Origin of the sequence: Halococcus sp. PRR34, from assembly GCF_028617175.1 — an archaeon.
Classification (GTDB): Archaea; Halobacteriota; Halobacteria; order Halobacteriales; family Halococcaceae; genus Halococcus; species Halococcus salifodinae.
On the sequence record NZ_JAQJDA010000005.1, the window covers coordinates 24,874 to 46,361 of the forward strand.

19 protein-coding genes and 1 pseudogene are annotated in these 21,488 nt (G+C 64.1%); 9 read left to right on the forward strand and 11 right to left on the reverse strand.

The window, feature by feature from the left end; translation table 11 throughout:
• Positions 1-46 precede the first annotated feature (46 nt).
• Together PHA81_RS07970 and PHA81_RS07975 are read right to left on the reverse strand one after the other, a co-directional pair.
• The gene (locus PHA81_RS07970; protein WP_273836275.1) at positions 47-2,068 is read right to left on the reverse strand and encodes a DUF2079 domain-containing protein; all 2,022 of its coding nucleotides are present in this window, start codon (positions 2,066-2,068) and stop codon (positions 47-49) included.
• Positions 2,061-3,074, reverse strand: coding sequence for a glycosyltransferase (locus tag PHA81_RS07975; protein ID WP_273836278.1), 1,014 nt, complete (start codon positions 3,072-3,074; stop codon positions 2,061-2,063). Before PHA81_RS07975 ends, PHA81_RS07970 begins: the two co-directional genes overlap by 8 nt.
• A 241-nt stretch (positions 3,075-3,315) precedes the next feature.
• On the opposite strand from PHA81_RS07975, the gene PHA81_RS07980 reads away from it, so the two are divergent.
• Together PHA81_RS07980 and PHA81_RS07985 are read left to right on the forward strand one after the other, a co-directional pair.
• Positions 3,316-5,496 (forward strand): DUF4129 domain-containing protein, encoded by a 2,181-nt coding sequence (locus PHA81_RS07980; protein WP_273836281.1) that lies wholly within the window; start codon positions 3,316-3,318, stop codon positions 5,494-5,496.
• A 72-nt stretch (positions 5,497-5,568) separates the two neighbouring features.
• Entirely contained in the window at positions 5,569-6,738 is a 1,170-nt protein-coding gene (locus PHA81_RS07985) for an ISH3 family transposase (RefSeq protein ID WP_273836283.1), read from the forward strand.
• Positions 6,739-7,103: 365 nt separating this feature from the next.
• On the opposite strand, the gene PHA81_RS07990 is transcribed toward PHA81_RS07985, so the two are convergent.
• The 3 genes from PHA81_RS07990 to tnpA all read right to left on the reverse strand — a co-directional run bounded on the left by PHA81_RS07990 (position 7,104) and on the right by tnpA (position 10,126).
• On the reverse strand, positions 7,104-8,201 hold the full coding sequence (locus PHA81_RS07990; protein WP_273836286.1) for a DUF1616 domain-containing protein: 1,098 nt from the start codon (positions 8,199-8,201) through the stop codon (positions 7,104-7,106).
• A 174-nt stretch (positions 8,202-8,375) separates the two neighbouring features.
• On the reverse strand, positions 8,376-9,743 hold the full coding sequence (locus PHA81_RS07995) for a transposase (protein ID WP_273836288.1): 1,368 nt from the start codon (positions 9,741-9,743) through the stop codon (positions 8,376-8,378).
• On the reverse strand, positions 9,740-10,126 hold the full coding sequence (tnpA, locus tag PHA81_RS08000; RefSeq protein ID WP_273836290.1) for an IS200/IS605 family transposase: 387 nt from the start codon (positions 10,124-10,126) through the stop codon (positions 9,740-9,742). The genes PHA81_RS07995 and tnpA overlap by 4 nt, the downstream gene beginning before the upstream one ends.
• A 215-nt stretch (positions 10,127-10,341) precedes the next feature.
• On the opposite strand from tnpA, the gene PHA81_RS08005 reads away from it, so the two are divergent.
• The 4 genes from PHA81_RS08005 (at position 10,342) to PHA81_RS08020 (ending at position 14,221) form a co-directional block, all read left to right on the forward strand.
• Positions 10,342-11,769, forward strand: a complete 1,428-nt coding sequence (locus PHA81_RS08005; protein WP_273836292.1) for a DUF58 domain-containing protein — start codon at positions 10,342-10,344, stop codon at positions 11,767-11,769.
• Between the two features lie 103 nt (positions 11,770-11,872).
• On the forward strand, positions 11,873-12,148 hold the full coding sequence (locus PHA81_RS08010) for a hypothetical protein (RefSeq protein ID WP_273836294.1): 276 nt from the start codon (positions 11,873-11,875) through the stop codon (positions 12,146-12,148).
• Positions 12,148-13,209, forward strand: a complete 1,062-nt coding sequence (locus PHA81_RS08015) for a DUF4350 domain-containing protein (RefSeq protein ID WP_273836295.1) — start codon at positions 12,148-12,150, stop codon at positions 13,207-13,209. The genes PHA81_RS08010 and PHA81_RS08015 overlap by 1 nt, the downstream gene beginning before the upstream one ends.
• Positions 13,210-13,216: 7 nt before the next feature.
• A complete protein-coding gene (locus tag PHA81_RS08020; protein ID WP_273836535.1) occupies positions 13,217-14,221 on the forward strand; it encodes a MoxR family ATPase in 1,005 nt (334 codons plus the stop codon).
• Here PHA81_RS08020 and PHA81_RS08025 read toward each other — a convergent pair.
• Positions 14,204-15,094, reverse strand: a complete 891-nt coding sequence (locus PHA81_RS08025; protein ID WP_273836298.1) for a hypothetical protein — start codon at positions 15,092-15,094, stop codon at positions 14,204-14,206. The two genes, PHA81_RS08020 and PHA81_RS08025, sit on opposite strands and share 18 nt — an antisense overlap.
• Positions 15,091-15,576 (reverse strand): hypothetical protein, encoded by a 486-nt coding sequence (locus PHA81_RS08030; protein ID WP_005041847.1) that lies wholly within the window; start codon positions 15,574-15,576, stop codon positions 15,091-15,093. Before PHA81_RS08030 ends, PHA81_RS08025 begins: the two co-directional genes overlap by 4 nt.
• A gap of 420 nt (positions 15,577-15,996) precedes the next feature.
• Here PHA81_RS08030 and PHA81_RS08035 point away from each other — a divergent pair.
• Positions 15,997-16,149, forward strand: a pseudogene (locus tag PHA81_RS08035) (RNA-guided endonuclease TnpB family protein); the annotation flags it as partial.
• Between the two features lie 44 nt (positions 16,150-16,193).
• Here the strand turns inward: PHA81_RS08035 and PHA81_RS08040 are convergent.
• The 4 genes from PHA81_RS08040 to PHA81_RS08055 form a co-directional block, all read right to left on the reverse strand.
• Entirely contained in the window at positions 16,194-16,649 is a 456-nt protein-coding gene (locus tag PHA81_RS08040; RefSeq protein ID WP_273836308.1) for a DoxX family protein, read from the reverse strand.
• A 197-nt stretch (positions 16,650-16,846) separates the two neighbouring features.
• Entirely contained in the window at positions 16,847-17,611 is a 765-nt protein-coding gene (locus PHA81_RS08045; RefSeq protein WP_273836311.1) for a type II CAAX endopeptidase family protein, read from the reverse strand.
• Positions 17,612-17,714: 103 nt separating this feature from the next.
• Entirely contained in the window at positions 17,715-18,980 is a 1,266-nt protein-coding gene (nreA, locus tag PHA81_RS08050; protein ID WP_005041853.1) for a DNA repair protein NreA, read from the reverse strand.
• A gap of 67 nt (positions 18,981-19,047) precedes the next feature.
• Positions 19,048-20,025: a transcription initiation factor IIB gene (locus tag PHA81_RS08055; RefSeq protein WP_005041854.1), complete on the reverse strand. Its 978-nt coding sequence runs from the start codon at positions 20,023-20,025 to the stop codon at positions 19,048-19,050.
• 136 nt (positions 20,026-20,161) lie between these two features.
• On the opposite strand from PHA81_RS08055, the gene rnhA reads away from it, so the two are divergent.
• Positions 20,162-20,755, forward strand: a complete 594-nt coding sequence (gene rnhA / locus PHA81_RS08060; protein ID WP_005041856.1) for a ribonuclease HI — start codon at positions 20,162-20,164, stop codon at positions 20,753-20,755.
• The gene (locus PHA81_RS08065) at positions 20,748-21,308 is read left to right on the forward strand and encodes a hypothetical protein (protein ID WP_005041858.1); all 561 of its coding nucleotides are present in this window, start codon (positions 20,748-20,750) and stop codon (positions 21,306-21,308) included. The genes rnhA and PHA81_RS08065 overlap by 8 nt, the downstream gene beginning before the upstream one ends.
• Positions 21,309-21,488 lie beyond the last annotated feature (180 nt).

A 21,488-nucleotide genomic window follows, 5' to 3' on the forward strand; every position in this document is an offset into this window, starting at 1 on the left:
CCTTGCTCATGCCTGCCCTCTCAGGGACAGCCGGACAACAACAGCACTACCCGGCCCTCACAGCCCCTCTCCTGTCCGCTGTCGTTCCGTTCGTCCCCGACTGTACGACGACCGACTCCAACGAGATCGTCCCGGGTCCGGTCCGGAAGCCACGGAACTCGATCCCGTTGCGTGGCTCGTCGAGCGTGAACGGCACGGTCACCGTCTGAGTCCCGTTCCCCGACGGCACCGCTTGACGGGCGATCGTCCGATGCTCCTCACCCACCGTGACGTCGACGGCCGCGGTCGATCCGTTCGCCCCACCCCCGCGCGCCGCAACGTGGAACGTTGCGGTGTAGTTGCCCGCCGGGAGCGCCGTGTAGGGACCGTGCCAGACGTTGCTGTCGTTGGTCCCACCGCGATCGACGAGGCGGCCGTCTTTGAACTGGCCACCGGTCGCGACGAACTCGTCGGCCTCGAAGACGATTCGCTCGCCCGACCCCGACTGCGTGATCCCGGTCGGCGACCCATTATATCCCCGTTTGAGGATCCAGATGCCGTCCTGGTAGCGAGAAACGCCATATTCGTCGCCGACCAGCGGGAAGTACGCGTCCCGCACGGGCGACGACCAGTCGAACGAGCGTGTTTCGAGTCGCGTATCGAAGAGGACGTACTCGGGCCGCGGCGTGCCATACTGCTCCTGATACAGCCCGAACAACGAGGGGTTCGGGATGAACGTCGCGTTCGAGCGGGTCGCGACGTGGGGGTAGATCGTGTTCTGGGTCACCAGCGAGGCGTTCGCCGGCACGGTCTCGATGGCTGCCGTGAGCGTCTCGGTATGCTCGCCGGTTTCGGGTACCGCCCCCTCCTCGGCGACGGTCTGTGCGCCGGCTCCGGCACTCGTCAGGAGCACGACAACGAAAAACATCGTGAGCACCCGCCCCGACGGCAACGACGGGGACAGCCGTCCGAGGACGCGACTGGCACCGATGTAGACGAACGGCAGCAGATAGAGCGGATAGTGGCCGCCGAAGGTGTAGAACGCCTCCGTCCCGCTGAGCAGCCACGCGAACCCGACGAACGGTGCCAGCGCACCGAGCGTGCTCTCATCGACTACCGCGAGGAACAACACCGGCGCGAGAAAGAGCGCAAAGTACAGCAGCTTGGTGAAGAGATCGGTTCCGAGGAGATCGACGATGAGCTCGGGCCGCGAAAGGACCAACTGCACCAGTTCGCCGGTCGTTGCCCGCCCACCTTCGACGAACGGCTGGAGCGGGGCGGCGATGGCCGCCTCCCGAATGCCCGAAACACGGCTGAAGCGATCGATGACCGCCCCCGAGAGGAGCTTCGCACCGACGGTCAACACGGCCGCCCCGGCGAACACCCATCGTTCACGAGACAGACGCCCAGCCCGGTAGGCCCCGAGCGCGAGCCCGACCAGAAAGCCACCGCCGATGAGCACCATGAGCTCGTTGGTGACCAACACGAGCGCAAACGCCAGCAGAAACCGTCGATAGCGCTCGGTGTAGTACCAATGGTAGGCCAACAGGACCAACACCGGCAGGAGGACGTGTTCTTGGAAGTCGTAGATCCAGGCCGACCAGAGAAACGGATTCAATGCGTACGATGCGGCCAGGAAGCCAGCGACCCGCCGATCGGCGACGTGATCGCTGGCGACGATCCAGACCAGCGGGATGCTGGCCGCAAGAAAGAACGATTTCCACAGCAGCAGCGTCACCGGCGATTCGACGAGCGCGAACAGCGGGAGGAACACCAACAGCGTGAGCGTGAAATGGCCACCCCAGTACGAGCCGCCCGGATGGCCGGCGACGTACTTTCCCTGTTGGAGGAACCCCGTTCCATCGAGCGTCGTCGCGAACATATGGACGTACGTACCGAAATCCGCACCCGTCAGCCAGAAGCTCTCGTAGAGAGCGGTCGTGTAGGCCGCAAAGCCGACGAACAGTATCGCAGCAAGAGCGAGGATATACCACGGCACGCGAACGTAGCGCCGAAGCGAGCGAGCGATCGGCGTGGCGATCGCGTCGGGTACGAGGCGGCTGCCGATGCGTGTGAGCCGGTTATCCATGGGCTGGTCGTTCGGGCGAGAGGAGGAGCTCTTTGAGCTGTGGATAGACGGTCTCGAACCCGTGACGTTCGCCGATCCGGCGGGCGTTCCGACACCGCTTTTCGTAGCCGCTTCCGTTGTGCCATTCCCACTGGAGGGTTCTGAGCTGGGCGACGAAGTCACCGACCGTCGAGCCGTGTAGCACTGCTGGTCCGGTCGGTGGATGGGTACGAAGCGGTGTCGTCACAACTGGCGTGCCCGACGCCAGCGCCTCTTTGATCACCAAACTGTCGGCATCGATACGGCTGGGATGTAAGACAGCGTGGGCGCTCGCGTAGGCGTCGGCGAGTTCGTCTTCATCGAGAAAGCCGAGCCCGTCGATCGACGGGACGTCGCTTTCGCCCGTCGTCACCACCCGGAGTTCGTCACCGAGCGTGCTGGCGATCTGCCGCGTCCGATCCCAGCCTTTCGCCGGGAGATGGGCCGCAGTGACGAGCACCGTGAACGTCTCGTTGAGCGATGCCCGCGCGGGATCGAACAGCGTCGTGTCGACGAAGTTCGGAATGTAGTGGGTGTTCGAGTGCGGCGAATCGTAGCTGTTCGTCACGGAGTGGACCGCGTCGAAGCGGTCGAACGCTCGGTTGCCGAGGGCTCGATACAACAGTTTCACCGTCGTCGGGACGACCCCGTAGTGGGGTTCGTACAGCCGATCGGAGAGATACACCCACGAGTGAATTCCCGCGATGGAGCGGGTCTGACCGGTGAAAAACGACCGGGCGAACGGATGATAGAACAGGTAGGCGCTGTCGAACGCCGACAGATCGTGTCGCCATTGCTCTCGATAGGACACGGCGTCGTCCAGCACGTCGTCGGCCGACACCCGCCGTTGGTTCCGTGGCGTGTACGGGAGCGCACGGACCGCGACGTCGATCCCATCGGCAGCCAACCGATTGGCGAGTGTTGCCGTCCATTTCTCACCACCACGATAATGTTCCAGCGAGAGATGGGGGCAGAGAGCGACCTTCATGGTGGCTGTGGGTGTGCGCAGAACGTATGCCCGAATGATTACAGTTACGATCGTGTCGGACCGGCCATCGATGACCGCTCTCCTTCGCGCTGGCGCGCTCACTGAGGACGGGCCCTCCCTGTCCCACGATGGGATCTTGAACGAGGGGAAGTAGTGCCTCGCAACATCGCTTGAACATGGGTCGAGACGGTGCCCCGCACGGAAGGGAAGCAGTTTTATTCGGTCGTAGTGAGATGAGGATGTGGTAGCCGCGCATCGTCACGGTATCGTTGCCACAACACTTCTCATAGCGCTACTCATCACGACCGCCGGACTGCCGCTTGCCAGTGCAACGATCACTGACCACCACGCGGCCGATCGCGCCTACCAGGTGGAACCCGACCCACCCAACAACACGACGGTTGTCCACGAAGACCCGGCAACGGCTGACGACGACGGCAACGTCTCCGAGGTGCAGGGCTGGCTCTCCAGTCGTCTCGGTGAGACGCTCGTCGACTGTTCGGCGGGGCTCGAAGTCGGCAACTACGACGCCTGCAATCAGTCCGAAAACTATCCCGACTGGCTCGACAAATACGTCAACGTCACCCGCAGCTCCGATTCGGAAACCAACAAAACCACCGAGTTCCAGCGTGCGAGGGAGAACCAAACGGAGTACGCAAACGATGTCCAGCGGTTTCGGCGGACTGTCGAGCAGTATCGGGCTGCACGACGAAACGGGAACACCGAGCGGGCACAACGGCTTGCTCGCCGCGCCCAGCGCATCTCGAGACAGGTAAACGAGACGGGCACCCAACTGACACGTGACTACCGGACCATCGACAACGGGACGAGCCAAAACCTCTCCGTAGCGGTCACGACGACCGACGCGACCACACAAAACGTCACCACCGTCGCCGAATCCGTCAGTGTCGCCCAGTTCAGAAACACCACGATCACTGCCACGGCAGCCGACCGACGGATCTCGTTCACCGACCCACTGCGGGTGAGTGGCCGTCTCGCGATGGCCAACGGCACCCCGCTCGCGGACCGCACCATCGTGCTCCAGGCGGGCGGTCAGACCCGCCGCACGACCACGGACGGAGCGGGGCGATACGCCATCAGCTATCGTCCAACGCTCCCGTCGCTCGATACGCGTCGCGTCTCGGTGCGGTATCGACCGACGAATCAGTCGGTGTTCCGGAGCAATCGAACGTCGGTCCCCGTGACGATTCGGCAGGTCCAACCGAACGTACAGGCGCAAGCCACACCACAGCGGGTGGGGTTCGGCGATCTGGTATCGGTCTCCGGGCGGGTCACCGCCAACGAGACCGGTGTCCGATCGATCCCCATCGCGATCTCGGCCGGTGGCCAGGAACTGCGGCTCACCGGCGGTGACCGCGCCCGAACGGCGGCCAACGGTCGTTTCAGGCAGGCACAGCAACTGCCAGCCGACATCGATTCCGGTCGCCAGACCGTTCGCGTCGCGTTGCCCCTCGAAGACAGAGCACTCGGGAACGCCTCCACGTCGGTTCCGATAACGGTGACGTCGACGCCGACAGTGCTTGCGACCAACGTCTCACAGCAGTCAGTCAACGGCTCCGCCGTCGGCGGACCGATCGTTCGCGTCGAGGGCCGACTCGCGGCGAACGGCGAACCGCTTCCCAATCGATCCGTGAGTGTGGGGCTGAACAACTCCACCACGAGCGTGACGACCGACGAGAACGGGAGCTATACGACGAACGTAACGGTGCCACAGGCGGTATTTGCAGGGCAAACCGGTAGCACGACGACGACGGTCGGTGTAACGTATGACGGCACGGACACGAACCTCGAATCGTCACGTCGTCGTGCGTCGATACAGCTCACGGTCCCGACTCAATCGAGCGGGATCCTCGAACGGTTCGTGAACGCCTTTGGGGCCCTTCCGGTGACCTACCGGCTGCTGATCGGACTCGGCGTGGTGTTTCTGGTCGGCTACGCTATCCACCGGCTTCGTGAGTGGATCGGTCTCGGAGGGATGGGTGACTCACTGTCCGAGATATCGACGGCCGAGGATGCAGAGAGCGCCACCGACGAGCGAGTTCTTCCGGAGTCGCTTCTCGAGACGGCCCGCGATCGGCTGTCGGCCGGTGACTCAGTACACGCAGTCGGGCTCGCGTACGCAGCTGTTCGGCGGGCACTCGAACACGACTCCGATCGTACGAACACGTACACACACTGGGAGTTTTTCGACGCGTATCTCGATCGAGACGTTGGCGAGCGTCGAGGTGCCGCACTGCGGCGACTTACCGAACTCTACGAGCGGGCGACGTTCTCTCAACGATCGCTCACGACGGAGATGGCCTCGTCCGCACTCGACGAGGCCCGGACAGTAGCCGATCGGGACGGTCAGTCGACCACCACCGAGTCGGATGGCGAAACCGACGCGGAATCGGAATCATAAGCGGTCCGAGCGCGGAAACCATCCTCAGTACCTCACAAAGCGGGTTAGATGAACGGGCTGCTTGGTCAGTTGATGCGACCGAACCAAGCAGCCAATGAACTCACCGAAGAGCAGGTGCTTAACTTTCTCGTCAACACTCTCGACGAGGAGATCGATATCGAACTCGGCGAAAACGCCGATATCGACTCCGAGGACATCTGGGACGTCCTCGTCGGCGCAACAGCCGACGAGGACTCGGTCAGTCACCTCTGTGAGATTTCAGAGGACTCACCCCACGGCAATACCATTCTCCACCACCTCCGGACGAAGTTCGAGCTCTCCGAGCTCGAACGAGTCGGCAAGACACTCATCCAGCAAGACATCCTTGAACTCCTCCCGGATCGACCGGTGGAGGTCGTCGCTGACCTCCACCTCCGTCCGTACTACGGCGAGGAGTACGACTCTCAGGAGGAACTCTACGAGTCACTCGCCAAAGCTGGAACAACCACGTTCCACGGCTATGCCACGCTCTACGCGCGGGTGCGTAACAAACGCTACACGCTGGCGGTGCGCCGTCTCACCGACGGCGACACCGCCAGCTCGGTCCTCGCGGAACTGCTTGGCGTGCTTGACGGCCTTGACCTCGAAGTCAAGGCCGTCTACCTCGATCGCGAGTTCTACGACACGTACTGTTTGACGCTGCTCGCCGCCCACAACTACGCTTTCGTCATGCCGATCGTGAAGTGGGGTGAGAAAATCCAGACCGAACTGAGTGAGGGCTGGAGCCGCGTGATCGACCACGACCTCCAAGGCGAAATCGACGGTCACACGTGGACCGTCGATTTCCCGGTCTACATCGACTGTACGTACCAGAAAGGAAAGTACGACGAGGAAGGTGTGGCGCGTCACGGCTACGCCGTGGACGCGCCGTTCATCGACACGCCACGTCAGGCTCGGAAGTACTACAGCCGACGCTTCGGGATCGAATCGACCTACCGGTTGTCCGAACGAAGCATTGCGATGACGACGACACAGAATCCGGCGGTGCGGTTTCTATACGTGCTGATTAGCTTCCTTCTCCAGAATGCGTGGCGGTATCTGCACTGGGAGTACGTGGCGTCGCCGCGCCGTGGCGCGCGACGCCTGTGGCCGTGGCGATTCGACGAGTTCCTCGGGATGGTGCGACGAGCAGCGGAGACGGCGCTCGCGGTGCGTCGCGCCGTCCCCGCAAACAAGCCTCCGGACGACCGCTTCGAACGGTAATCCACCGACCGGGACCGCCCGCTCGGCGAGTGACAACACCGTCGCGTCGGCGGCGTTCCGCCGCCGACTGCGACCGGTTCGATGCTCTCGGTGTCGAGTCGCCTTCTTCAGCAGTTGCTCGGTACCGATTTCTCCACCGAATTCACGTCTCAGAAGTAGTCAACTGGCGTGCTTTGTGAGGTACTGATCCTCTTGAGGCTGTGGAGGAGCGCGCAGTCGGTGGTGCGGAGTCCTCGGGGGACTGTTTTGTTTCGAACTAGTCGGATTCGACTACAGAAACGATAGAGAACACTCTGGATTCGTTTTAGTGAAACGCCAAGACGATCCGACCAGTCTCTGCGCCCCTCTGACGAAACGGTGACGGACTATGAACTGACGTTCACCCAGAGGTGGGTCTCACGGTAGGCGTTCTCGATGGTCGGCTCCGCAGGGGGCGATCCCCGATACAGCAGGTAGACGAGGCGGAGTCGCTCGCCGGTCATCGAGGGAGTCACGTCGTGAGTCCAGTTGGCCGATTCGTTTGCGGGGACGGTCCGACTGAACCGATCGAGTTCCTGGCGTTCGCGGACGGTGGTGGAGTTGTTGCGTATCGAAACCCGCTGTAGCTCGGCGACGACGGAGTACTCGGCCTGTTCGTGTTCGTGGTTGCCGATCCCGATGGTCAGGGGCTGGCTCTGCCCGACCGTGAAGTTCTGGGGGTAGTCGTCGGCGACGAGCGCGCCGGATTCGTTCTCGGTGAGCAGGTAGAACTCGCTGAAGCTCTCACCGGATTTGGGCACCATCACGGCGTAGCCGACGCTGCTGACCGCGAGCAGCAGGCTCACGACCAGTACGACGTTCAAAACGGCATCGAGGCGCGTCTCCGGCTCGAACAGCTCCGCTCGCGCGGCCCCCACCCACGCTCTGTACGGGACCTCGAATCGCTCCTCGACGGGAAGCGCCTGCCGACGCAGTGCGGCGACCGCGCTGGCGAGCAGCGTGAAGCCGCCGATCGAGAGCACGATCGGAACGAGCCTGATGCCGAAGGGCGTGAAGTTCAGAACCAGTCCGATCAGCGGGGTGATCGCGATGCTGAGTCCGAACGACAGCGCCACCCGCTCGATGCCGTCGATGCTGCCCGCACGACGGGGATCGGCACGTTCGGTCAGTCCGGTATGAGCGTCGGCACTCTCATCCCGTTCGACCAGGTTCGACCCCGAGCGTTCGTCCTCGTCAGCCGTTGCCGATGCCGATGCACCATCGAAAGCGGGACCGCGTTCCGGAAACAGCGCCGCGATGAACGCATAGCCGGGCGCGAACAGCGCGAAAACGAGCCCGAGCACGACCCGCAGCGGCGTCTCGCTGATGACCGGTGCAAGCGTGGCGACACCCGTCGCGAGCACGAGCAGGACGATCGCCGCGAGGTCGGCGGGGAACCGACGGAGGAATCGCGGAAGCAGCAACCGAAGCGTCCCGTCAGACATACCCTCGGATTTCACCAAAGGAACCTAAAGGGCTTGCTTTCGTCGGTCGCTCGCGCGAACGCCGGATCGTCGCTCGTCGACCGTCACAACCACACCACCTTGACCTCCTCCACGCCGTAAACGACGTGGAATCCGACCATCGGATTTCAGGAGCCTTCGCGGCTCCCGTCGGTTTCAAGACGCATCCGTCTCACGGGTCATCTGCGCCGTCCCCGCAGCGGCCAAAGGCGTGCTGGACGACGTATTGTCATCGGACACCGCGCTCTCACACCCACTCTTAGGGTGGTGATCGTCGGGGTGGTCCTCGCTCCGTAAGGTGTCTTGTGGCGCGGTCAAACACGCCCCATCCCCAGCCGAGTCATCGCCGTCCGCGTGTTCTCTTGGACGGCTCTCTCCGCTGGAGTAGCTGTATCGGTCTGCGATGTTCAGCGCGGCGTTCACGTCCGCTTGATACTCCGAAACCCAACACTCCGGGTTCGTACACCGGAACGTCGCCTGATCCGGTCGGGCCCCACGCTCGCCGCACGCATGGCACGTCTGTGAGGTGTACGCGGGGTTCACGTCCGGCGTCGGGATTGGTGCTTCCTCGATCGGGACACCGCGTTCTTTGGCCTTGTAGCGAATCTGTGCGTGCATCTTGGCGAATGCCCAGCCGTGCAACCGGCGGTTCATGTACGCGCCGTAGTCCATGCTCTCTCGGATGTCCGTGAGGTCTTCGAGAACGAGCACGGGGTTCTCGACCGACGCGGCGTATTCGACCGCCGCATCCGTCACGGTGTGAAGGATGTGGTCGATCTGCCGCCAGAGTGAGTCGCCGAACGAATCGGCGATGCGCTCGCTCCCGCGTTCTTGTAGTCGCCGTGTGGCGGTGAAATACGTCTTCCGAAGGCGTCGGACTGCTTTGCCCTCGTCGTTCCAGAGTGTTGGTGCGGTCGGGGTGCCGCGCTCGTCACGGTGACACACCGTGAGCAAGGCAGATTCCCCGATGTCCACACCAATCGGCGTCTCGTCGGACACCGAGTCGGTTGACCGTTCCTCAACTTCCCGCGTAGCCACCATGTGGAGGAACCACTCGCCGTCGCGCTCAAACAGCCGACACTCGCCCATGTCGGCGTCGCCCGCGAAGACGGCTTCGACCCACGGACGCTGGTCGGGGTTCGGTTGTGCGGGAACCCACAGATGGTAGTCGTCGTGGTGGGGGACTTTCACGTACCATTCGACGGCGTTCTGTGGCTTGTGGTCAAGTTGAACGCCCTCGTTCGTGAACCGAACCGGGTGCTCGTCGTGAAGCTCATCGGCCTCGTAGGTGTCCTCGTCACACAGTTGCGGGACGTACTGCTTGAGCGCGTTTTTCGCGTAGCCAGAGAGGTCGTACTCGACCACCACGTCGTTCGTCGCCGACTGTGTGGAACAGTCAGCGTCGAACGCGGCGTGGAGCGCCGCGCGGTAGGCGGCGGTGGTCTCGCGGAGCTTCCGCCGCTTGTGGGCGTTCGGCGAGACGAGTTTGAGTTCCAGCGTTTTCGTGACCTCTTGGACGCTCATGCTTGGGCCTCTTGGCGCTGGATGTAGTCTTGAACCGTCTCGCTGGATACCTCGCCCGCTGTTCCCGCGAGATAGCCCCGCGCCCACGTGATTTTTTGCTCGTCAGAGTTGGCGTAGCGGTGATTGTACTTCCGCGACGAGATACCCTTGAACCAGTTGACAAGGAGTGAGGGCGCGTGCTTCGGTGGGCTACTCACGAACAGGTGGATGTGGTCGGGCTGAACGGTGAGGTCGATAACCTCCAGCCCTTTGTCGTCTGCTATTTCGTGGATGATGGCTTCAACGTGGCGCGCGACCGCTTCCGTTAGTACCGCTTCGTGGAACTTCGGTATCCATACTATGTGGTAATTAAGGTTGTGAGTCGCGTGCCGCGTGGTCTTCATCTGTATGTACACTATGTATCTAAACGGTAGTTAGTGTTGTGGGGCGTTGGAAATCCAGCCTGCCGAAACGCCGACACAGGCGGCTGTGCAGACAGAGAAACGGGCTATCGCTCGACCCGCGCCTGAAGACGCAGGTATGCGCTAGCGCTCTCTATCACAACGGCTCACGACGGCGATGGGGTAGGTTCAACTACGTGGGCGTTCGTCGTCGTGGCATGCGGGTCACGCGCCGATACTGGGCAGTCGCCGCGACGAGCCTTCTGCTCGCTGCCCTGGCGGTCGCGTTCGCCCGTCCACTGCTGTTGGCGGGTGCGGCGAGCCTCGGTGCGTGGCTACTCGGCCGTCAGTACCTGTTCGTCCGGACGCTCTCGGAAACGGTGAACACGATGACGATCGAGCAGTTCCCCGCCCAGGATCGAGTCGTCGCGGGCACCGAAACGCCGGTCACGCTCGCGGCGTCGTTCGCCCGCCCCGTCTCGCTGGTGATCGATATCGAGATCGGCCTGCCGGTCAGTGCGACCGGCACGGACGCCGCGGAGCGCACGCTCGATATCACGCCCGGCGACGAACGGGCCGACGGAACGGTGACGGCCAACTGGGCAGTTGCCGGCTCGTACGAGCTTCCGCAGCCGACGCTTACCCTCGGAGATGCGGATGGACTGTTCGTCGAGCAACTGTCACGCGGACCGACACCGTCGATCGTCATCGAGCCGCAGGGACCGCGGAACGTCCACGTCGGCGAGGGTGGCGAACAGCTCATGGCGGCGTACGGACAGCGTCAGAGCGGTCGCCGAGACGCCGGACTCGATCCGGGCGAGCTCCGCGAGTACGTCCCCGGTGATACGGCCGACCGCATCGACTGGAACGCGACGGCACGGCTGAACGAACCGCACGTCCGCGAGTACGAGATCGAGACCGATCGGACGACGGCACTGCTCGTCGATCACCGCGCGACGATGGCCGACGGGCCACCCGGCGAGACGAAACTCGACTACGCCAGACAGGTCGCGTTGACGTTCATCGACAACGTCGACGAGTTCGACGACCCGCTCGGCTACTACGCCGTCGGCGACAGCGGCATCACCGAGCGCCGCCCCCCGACGGCCGGTCGCTACGACGACGTCAAACGGCGACTCCGTGCGCTCGAACTGACCGCCGGTGACACGGTCGCACCCGAACGCGACGATCCTGCCACAAAGCGCCACTCCGGCCAGCTCGCCGGCCGGAGCACCTTCGAGACGACCCTCGCCCCGTATCTCGAATCGACCTCGACGTACATCGAGCGCATCGAGGGCGATCCGCTGTTCGAGACCGCACGCACCAGCCTCGCAGGGCTGTCCGGGACGGTTTGGACGGTGATTTTCACCGACGATAGCAATCGTGCCGAACTCCGTGAGACGGTCTCGCTCGCCCGGCGCGGCGACGGTCGCGTGCTCGTGTTCCTCACGCCGACGGCGCTGTTCGAACCGGGGGGGCTCGTCGATCTCGAGAACGCCTACGAACGCTATCGGCAGTTCGAATCGTTCCGGCGCGATCTCGCCCGTCTCAGACGCGTCTCCGCGTTCGAGATCGGCCCGCGCGACCGGCTCGATGCAGTGCTTGCAAGCGGGAGCCAGCGCAGCCGCTCGGCGAACGCGCGGTGAGGACCGCCGAAGCGAGATGGGAGATGGCAGATGACGAGCGGGAACGCCGAACGGCCGCGGAGATACCTGCGCGTTTTTAGTGGTGCGCACTCGTCGGGTGTGTATGGCGACCCGACGACGCCAACGATTCATCTACGCTCAGACGGCCTGGATGCTCGCCACCGTCGTCGGGTTGGCGCTGCTCGGAGCGCTCTCGCTGGAGCTGTTTTTCGTCGTCTCGCTCATCGGCTTCCTGGTCGTCGTCGAACTCACCGCGCCGTTTTCGGTGACGCCGGAGTGGCGCTCGCGACTGCGATGGATCGTCCTCGTCGGATTGGTCGGCTTCGGCTACGTCGTTATCCGTCGGGTTCTCGCGATCTTGCCGGAGGGAGTGCTCTAATGGGGTTGCGAGAGCGATTCGACGTCGGCTATCCACAGCTCGTGCTCGTGGCGCTGACGGTCGTCACGGTCGTCGGTATCGTGCTCGCGGCGAGTACGTCGAGTGCGGCGTTTGGCTCGTACAACGACGCGTGGGACGGGGCCTCCGAGCTTCGCGAGCAGGCGGAGGCTACCGGTGCCGACGGGGAGATCGTCCGGAGTACGGATCGATACGCAAACGCGTCGCCGACGGGAACGGTCGCAGTCGTCCTCTCGCCCGAAAGCGGCTACGGCCCACGCGAGACCGATCGACTCCGCTCGTTCGTCCGCGACGGCGGCACACTGCTCGTGGCCGAGGACTTCGGCCAGCACACGAACCCGCTTCTCGATGCAGTGGGCGCACGGGCGCGTGTGACCGGACAGCTGTTGCGCGACGAGCAGTACAACTACCGGTCGACGGCGCTGCCGATCGCCCGCAACGTCTCGAACGCGACGGTGATGGAGGGGGTCGACGGGCTCACACTCAACCACGGCTCGCCCGTGAGTCCGAACGGGGCAACGGTGCTGGCGAGCACCTCAGCGGTGGCCTACGTCGACACGAATCGAAACGCCGACCTCGACGACCAAGATCGAATCGGGAGCGCCCCGGTCGCGACAAGCGAATCCGTCGGCGACGGGCGTGTGATCGTCGTCGGCGATCCGAGCCTGTTCATCAACACGATGCTCGACCGCTCTGGCAATCGCGCGTTCGTTCGCTCCGTGTTCGGTGCGCACGAACGGGTCCTGCTGGATTACTCACACGCGAGCGGACTGCCACCGCTGTCGGTCGCGTTGTTGGTCGTCAGGGACGCGCCCCTCCTTCAGATCGCCCTCGGGGGGCTCGCCATCGGTGCCATCGGCCTCTGGGCACGCCGCCCCGGCGTCGTCGGGCGATTTACCGAGCGCATGGGCTCCACCGAAGAGCAGTCGTTGACCGCCCGACCAGAGGGACTGGCGGCGATCGTTCGTGAGCGCCATCCCGACTGGGACGACGAGCGGACCGAGCGTGTCATACAAGGGATTATGGCCCGTCGGGATGAGTGACGCAACGATGACTGCCCCCGAGGAGCTCTACGAGACGCTGAGCGCGGAGATCGATACGGTGCTCATCGGCAAGGAGGAGCTGATCGAGGGGCTCACGGTCGCCGTGTTGACCCGTGGTCACGTGCTGCTCGAAGGCGTTCCGGGCGTCGCGAAAACCACTCTCGCACGGCTGTTTGCCCGCGCGAGCGGGCTGGATCACACCCGGATTCAGATGACACCTGACGTGCTGCCGGCGGACGTCACCGGGACGCACGTCTACCGCGAGTCGACCGGGGAGTTCGAACTCCAGCGCGGACCGGTGTTCGCGAACCTGGTCGTCGCCGACGAGATCAACCGAGCGACCCCGAAAACCCAGAGCGCGCTGCTGGAGGCGATGCAGGAACGGCAGGTCACGATCGGTGGTGAAACCCTCGCCCTGCCCGAGCCGTTCATGCTCATTGCGACCCAGAACCCGATCGAGATGGAGGGCACCTTCGAGCTCCCGGAAGCACAGCGCGACCGCTTCCAGCTCAAGCTCACGGCCGAGCTGCCCGATCGCGACGAGGGACGACAGCTCCTCGATCGGTTCGACGACGATCCCGACCTCGGGCCCGAGGCCATCGAACAGGTCGTCACCACCGAGGAGCTGCTCGCGGCGCGTGCCGTGGTCGCCGAGGTGTACGTCGACGACGCGGTGAAGGAGTACGTGCTCGATCTCGTGGCTGCGACGCGCGAGAACCCGAACGTCGAGTACGGCGCGTCACCGCGCGCCGCGCTCGCTTTCCTCGATACGGCGAAAGCCCGCGCAGCTATCCACGGCCGCGAGTACGTCATCCCGGACGACGTGAAGAGCCTGATCGAGCCGGTCCTCGTCCACCGGCTGGTGTTGAGTACCGACGCATCCCTGGGCGATGTCTCGGTCGCGGACGTGCTGGGGGAGATAGAGGACGGCGTCAAACCACCGGGCAGCGACCACACCCCGGCGGAACGCACGGCAGTACACGACGGTGGGAACTTAGTCGAAGACGAATGACGTGGGTGCCTCCCACGTACACGTCACGAGGTAGTCGGCGCGATCGCCGTCGGCCGTCGTAGTATCGACGGATACTGCTTGGTCCAGTCCGACCGCGAACCCGACGCCGAGAAACGACGCCACGGGATGGTCGATTCGGTCGACCGCGCCGTAGGCGCTGCCGTCGATGGCGATCGTGACCCGTCCACCCTCGTCGTGACGGTCGACCGTCGCGTTCCGCGCCAGTTCGAACTGTTCGACGAGGCCGTCGCCGAGCTGTGCCGCGAGCGTTCCGGCCTCCTCGGCGAGCGCTCCCGACAGCGATTGGCGGAACTCGGCGAACAGCGGGCCACCGCTCGGATGGAGGGCGACGCCCCGCTCGGCCTCGTCGTCGGGGAGAACGAACACCGAGTCGAGCGCCGATGGGCTCGGAAGCTCGTGGTCGGCCTGTTGTGGCACGAACAGTCGTACCGAGACACCATCCGCCGTGTCGGGACCGGGAAGGTAGAGTCGATCGTCTTGGAGCCCGAGTTCCGCCACGAGTGCCGTCTCGGTCCTTGCGAGCGATCCGTAGATACCCTCGCCGACCGACGCCGCGATGAACTGCTCCGGGGTGAGATAGCGGGTCAACGCGGCCGCGAAGAGTCCGGTGCCGCCGAGCGCGAACAGCACCGTTCGGGCGTCGGGAAGGAACACGCCGCCGAGCGCCGCAATCGTCCCGACCGCCGCCAGCGCGAGTGCCGTTCGGCGATACTGAGTTCGGCGTGCCCGTGCGTACTCCTCGCGGAGGCGCTGGTTTTCCTCCTGAAGTACCTCGATCCGCGCGGTGAGTTCTGCGTCCTCGCTGGTCTCCGTCTCGTCGGGCCGGCGTTGCTGTGTCGTGCTCTCACTCATGGCGTTTCGACCAGCCCCAGATGCACTCGCTCGTATCGGTGCAGCCCGTACGCGACGAACGCAGTGCCGGCGACGATCACGCTCGCACCGATCCAGATCGTCGCGCTCGATCGAAGCGCCAGCCAGCCACTGCCGCCGATCGCGACACCGGCGACGAGCGAAGCGGTGAGCAGTCGTCCCGTGTCGTGGTGATCGACGGCGCTGCTGAACAGGACACAGAGCAGCCCGATTTCGGCGAGGACGAGGACCACGGGACTTCCACTGGGTGGGTAGAGCGCGGCAAGCACGATCTGGCCGGTCGCAAACGCTGCCGTCGTCGAGACGAGAAACTGTGCGCTCCCGATGCCGACTGCCACGAGAACGCCCACCGGCCCAACCACGAGACCGAGCGCTGCGGTTGCGACGACTGTCCCGAGCGTCGCGAGAACCTTACGAACGGTCGAGTGGTCGCCGAAATCGGATCGTCGTGTAGCGACAGTCATATTGTGGTATAGAAGTTGATATTACGACTGATATCAGTCTTTCACGACGATGAATCGCGATAACCGGCCTTATCTTTTCTCCTTTGCAGTAGCTGAACGGGAGGCTATCAAACAGGAGTTGTTTTGCGAACTACTCCCGTGATGATGGATTTTCGCGGCGGGCGCGTTCGGGACTATGTCTTTCGGTGGTGGGTTGCGGCCTCTGAGTCAATTCCCGGGTCGCCATCCCGGGCACAGCGCCCGCCGGCAGCGCCAAACGCGCTCGCTACCACGATCCGGTAGAGAGGGAGGGTTGTGGGTGAGCACTCCCAACCATCTCAGACTCCTCCGGTTGTGCGTGCTGGTTGCACACTCGTAGTTCTTTTGGCGTGGAAGTGTCTCGAGACCTGATTCCGAGGCACTTTCGTGTGCTGAGGGAGAGATCACACGGACTACAACGCCACAAAGAACATCGAGCTGAAACACCTTCGCAACCAAACAGGAGGCAAAGGAGACGCACCCGTAGGCGTGCGCTTGAACAGCATCCTACTGAACACGAACGGGCTCACATTCGAATCTGCTGGTTCGGGCTGAGTGAGAATCCACAGTTAATGCCACGGTCTTCAGATTGTGGTAGCTTACTGAGAAGCGGATGACCGCGCTCCGGCAAGGGCTCGTCTAACCGATAGCACACCAGGACCACTCAACGCAAGGCCAAGTGCGCTGAGCGTGAGGACGAGCGTGTATTCGTACCCACCGTCCGACACGATGAAACCGTTGGGAAGGTGCACCAAGACTGTTGCCACGGCCATATCGACGGCAAGCAAAGCGGCGACGAGACGAGTGAACAGCCCGATCAACAGCAATCCCCCACCGACCAGTTCGAGTACTCCGACGCCCCAGGCGGCGACGGTCGGCAGCGGAACGCCGAGCTGGGCAAGCGTTCCGGCGAATGCGTCGATGCCGGATGCTTTCGGCCCCATCGCAAACACTTTCCCGATCCCGGACACCACGAAGATGATCCCCAGCGCGAGTCGGCTGAACGCCAGGCCTACGGATTCGCCGGACCACTTGGTTCCGTTTTGCGTCGCCATACCTCGACTTGCGAGCGAGTGCAAAATAGGGTTGTCTTCTTATCCTCCTGTGTTGTTGGCAGTGTGTGAGCTACCTTGTCGTACTCCGATCGGACGTTTCTTGTCTGTTGAACGCGTGGCTTCTTGGTTCGGTGTCGGAACGGATACCAACGTGGGACAGACGCTATCCCGTCAGAAACATCACCCGACCGAGATCGTTACAATAGCCCCGGTGGCTGTGTTGGACCGTAGCGCAGCCCGATGTAGACGATCCCGAAGATGGTCGCGTTGTACGCGCCGTGGATGATCGACGGGACGACGAGGTTGTCGGTGAGCTCGTAGGTCACGCCGAAGACGAGCGCGGGGACGAACAGCAGCGAGATCGTGGCTGCGAGCGCCTGGGGCGAGCCGGTGAGTGCGAGGATGTGCGCCGGTGCGAACGTCGCGCTCGCGAGTATGATCGCCCCGACCGGGCCGAACGACTCCCGGAGTCGCCCCTGGATGATCCCTCGAAAGAGGAGCTCCTCGCCCGGACCGATCACCAGCAGCGAGAGCGGGACGAGCCAGATCAGGGTTCCCGGGTCCTGGAGCGCGGCCTGGTCTGTTCGACTCGCAGTCGGGACGCCGAGGTTGACGACGATCAACAGCAGCGCGAACACCAGCGCGAACACCAGCACGTAGCCACTCACGATCCAGAGTAGGTCACGGAGCGTCGGCAGGCGTGCCTTCACGAACGAAAGCGACAGCCCGCGCAGCCGGAGATAGCCGAACGCGGTCAGCGGGAAGGCGACACCTTGCAGGAGAATCGTGCTCAGAACGAATCCCGCAGTGAGCGAGAACTCGATGCCGAGCAGCCCGGCCGCGTTCCCCACCACGAAGCCGAACGGCACCGCCGCCAGAAAGCCTGCCACGGTGATCGCCGCCCCGACACCGACGGCGCGAAGCCGGCCCCACGTCCCATCCATCCCGACCGTCGTGCTCATGCCTGATCGTCGGACGGCGGGACGCAAAAACCCCACCACTGTAGTGCGTTCGCACGGCAGTCGACTGCTGGTGAGATGGCCAAACGCCGACGACCAAATCAGGTTACCCGAACTCCGCAAGCTGGGACTGGACGCCCGCCGCCATCGAGGACTTCCGACGGAGGCGCGCGAGCGAGACCGGAAGTCTGGGAGCGAGCTCCCGGAGCGCCGCCCCGAACGACTGGGCCGTGCCCGGTTCGTCCCCGAAGGCGTTCCTGACGGATTCGCGCACCTGCCAGACACCGGTGGGTCCCCAGTAGTCGGGCGTGACGTGCCGACAGACGAGCACCGAGGCCTGCCGGTCGCGCTCGTCCAGATGCTCGAGCACGCCGAGCCGCGCGGCGTAGTACGCGCCCGCGGTCTCCTCCACATAGGAAGTCCGGCCGTCGTAGCCCTCACGGTCGGCGGCGATCCACATTCCTCGATCGGGATCGGGGTTCCAGACGCTGCCGGGGGCTTTGAACTCCACCAGCTCGAACTCCCAGCTGCCTGGCGCGAGCACGATCCAGAACTTGTTCCCGAGATACTCGTTGTAGTACACCTCGGTCTTGTCGACCGAACTCGCGTTCCGGAGCCCGCCCCTGAGGAACTTCCCGACGGTGTCGTCGACCGCGGTGATCGACCATCGCGTGGGGACGAGCCGCCGGTTGTCTCCCTCGCCGAGCGCGCCCGCAGACAGAATGGTGTTGATGTCGTAGACGTCGAACCCTCGGTTGTAGAGGTAGTTCATCGCGCCCGCCGCGCGCCAGTCGTCGTCTTCGAGGGTCTTCTTGACCGGTCGCGGGACGTGGGGGTTCTCGGTCAGCGTCGCGCTTTCGGCGTGGGCGCGCGGCCCGGTCGGCGAGGAGACATCCTGTTCAGAGACATCGAAATCCACGTCGAGCGGGCTATCCAGTCCGATTTCGACGTCCACAGGTCGATCGGCGATCGCGACCTCGCGCTGCGTACCCAAGAACCCGTTCCACGCGTCCGCGACGTTGCCCACCTCGGCGCGCTGGGTCGAGTTCACCAATCCTGTGCGGTGCTGGAAGACGTCCTCGATCGAGAAGTTCTGATCATACCAGTGCCCGCCGGTCTCGAAGTCGGCGGCGCGCTCCTCGTTGCCGACCGGCGAGAGGACGCCCGTCGAGACGTTCGGGTACGACGACCGACCGACGAAGATCGTGGGCGACGTGGAGCCGAGCAGCGCGTCGTCGGACACTCGGCGGTCGAACTCGTGTTCGACGTCTTCGAGGTAGTCGGTGATCGCGTAGGATTTTTGCTTCACCAGTTCGCGACGCTCTGCGGCCTCGTCACGTTCGATCTCCTCGAAATACTCGTCGAGCCGCATCGGATGAAGGGAGGATCTGCACCGGTTTAAACTCCCGCCGCCTGGCGAAACTGTTCGAGTGCGAGGCCTACCCGTGAATTCCCATCGCCTCGATCTGCTCTTGATATCGATTTCGAATGGTGACCTCGGTCACTTGGGCGACGTCCGCGACCTCGCGCTGGGTCTTCTTCTCGTTGCAGAGCAAGGAGGCGGCGTAGATCGCGGCGGCGGCGTAGCCAGTCGGGGATTTCCCCGAAAGCAGGCCCTTCTCGGCGGTAGTCTCGATGATGTCGTTGGCCTTCGACTGGACTTCCTCGGAGAGCGTGAGCTCCGAACAGAACCGAGGAACGTATTTTTTCGGGTCGACGGGGCGCATTTCGAGGCCGAGTTCCTGAGAGATATAGCGATACGTGCGGCCGATCTCTTTCCTATTTACGCGCGACACCTCGGAGATCTCTTCGAGACTTCGGGGGATGCCCTCCTTCCGACAGGCCGCGTACAGCGCCGAGGTCGCGACGCCCTCGATCGAGCGCCCGCGGATGAGGTCGTCGGAGAGCGCGCGCCGATAGATGACTGAGGCGACCTCCCGTACCGAGCGGGGGACGCCGAGCGCGCTCGCCATCCGGTCGATCTCCGAGAGCGCGAACTGGAGGTTTCGCTCGCCGGCGTCCTTGGTCCGGATGCGCTCCTGCCACTTTCGCAGCCGATGCATCTGGGAGCGTTTCTTCGAGGAGATCGATCGCCCGTACGCGTCCTTGTCCTTCCAGTCGATGGTCGTCGTTAGCCCCTTGTCGTGCATCGTCTGGGTGGTCGGCGCGCCCACACGCGACTTCTGCTGGCGTTCGGCGTGGTTGAACGCGCGCCACTCCGGACCAGGATCGATGTTCTCCTCCTCGACGACCAGGCCACAGTCGTCACAGACCAGTTCCCCGCGATCAGCGCTCTTGACTAAGTTCTCAGAATCACACTCGGGACAGTTCCGAACTCCCTCCGTCTCCCCCTCCCGTTCGTCCGCCTCGTTTTCGGTCTCGGCCTGCCGCTCCCGCTGACGAGTGGACCGTGTCATTGCACTTTTATAGTAGTATCGTACGAGGACATAAATCCTTGGGAGGGAGCAAACCGGTCGCTCCCCGCCGGCCGAGCGTACCGATCGCTCGCCGGGATCGGAAACGCTATCCGCTGCACTCGGCGAGTTTCGACGAATGCCGGTCATCGAGTGTGATGTGGACGACGCCCGCGAACGGCTCGAAGCTGCGGGCGTGGCGATCGAGTCGGGCAACACCGATCACGAACGCTGGCGTGCCGCGCGGGACGGCGCGATCGCGGTCGCCTACGAGGGAAAGGTCGTGATTCAGGGGAACGATCCCGTCCGCCTCGCGGCGCTGCTCCGGGAGACCGGCGGGCGCGCACACTGCTATTTCGACGGCGCGTCGCGCGGCAACCCCGGCCCGGCAGCGATCGGGTGGGTCATCGTTACGAGCGAGGGGATCGTCGACGAGGGCGGCGAGCGCATCGACGACACCACCAACAATCGCGCGGAGTACGAGGCTCTGCTCCGGGTGCTCGAGGTCGCGCGCGAGTACGACTTCGAGACGGTCGACGTCCGCGGCGACTCCCAGCTCGTCGTCGAGCAGGTCCGCGGCGCGTGGGACACCAACGAACCCGCGCTCCGCGAACGCCGGATCCGGGTTCGCGAACTCCTCGACGGGTTCGACGAGTGGTCGATCGAACACGTCCCGCGCGAGGCGAACGACCGCGCGGACGAACGAGCCAACGAGGCGTTCGAGAATGAGTGAACTCCCCGCCGCGGTCGTCGACGAGGCCGAGCGGCTGACCCGGCTCGCGCGCGCGGCGACCGACGACGCCGAGCGCGAGGCGTACCGTGAGGAACGCGCGTCCGTACTCGCCGACCACGGCTTCACCGCACGGGTCCGCGAGGACGACACGAACGCGGTGCTCGTCTGTTATCCCGACGAGTGGATCGACGATGGAACGGTTCGAACCGACCGAATCGACGACACCGACCGTGCGGCCGAACGCCGGCTCTCGGGCCCGGGCGATCCCGACGACTGGCTCCACGTCGCGGCTCACAACGACCGCGTGGTCGCCCGCGTCGCCGAACGCCACGGCGACGTTCACGCCGCGAACGCCCGTGCGTTCGCCGATTTCATGAGCAACCACTACGCCCGCCGGATCGAGACGGCGACCGAAACCGAGCGCCGCGAGTTCCGCGAGGAGTACTTCGTCCGTAACGCGTGGCCGTCGGCCGAGCAGCGATCGGTGGTCGAGCAGTCACTCACGCTCACACTCGACGCCGCACGCAGCTTCGCTACCGATTCCGCGCCGTAGTTTTGCGACGGCACAGCTCCGAGACACTCTCGATGAATCGGATCAACGAGAATGCTGCACGCCCGACCGTGAGATCGGACGCAAACACGAGCCTCCGTCTGGCTGTCGTTGCTCTGGTATCGCTCGTACATCCGCCCACGAAGGACGGAAGACCGACAGATCAGGAATATACAAACTGAA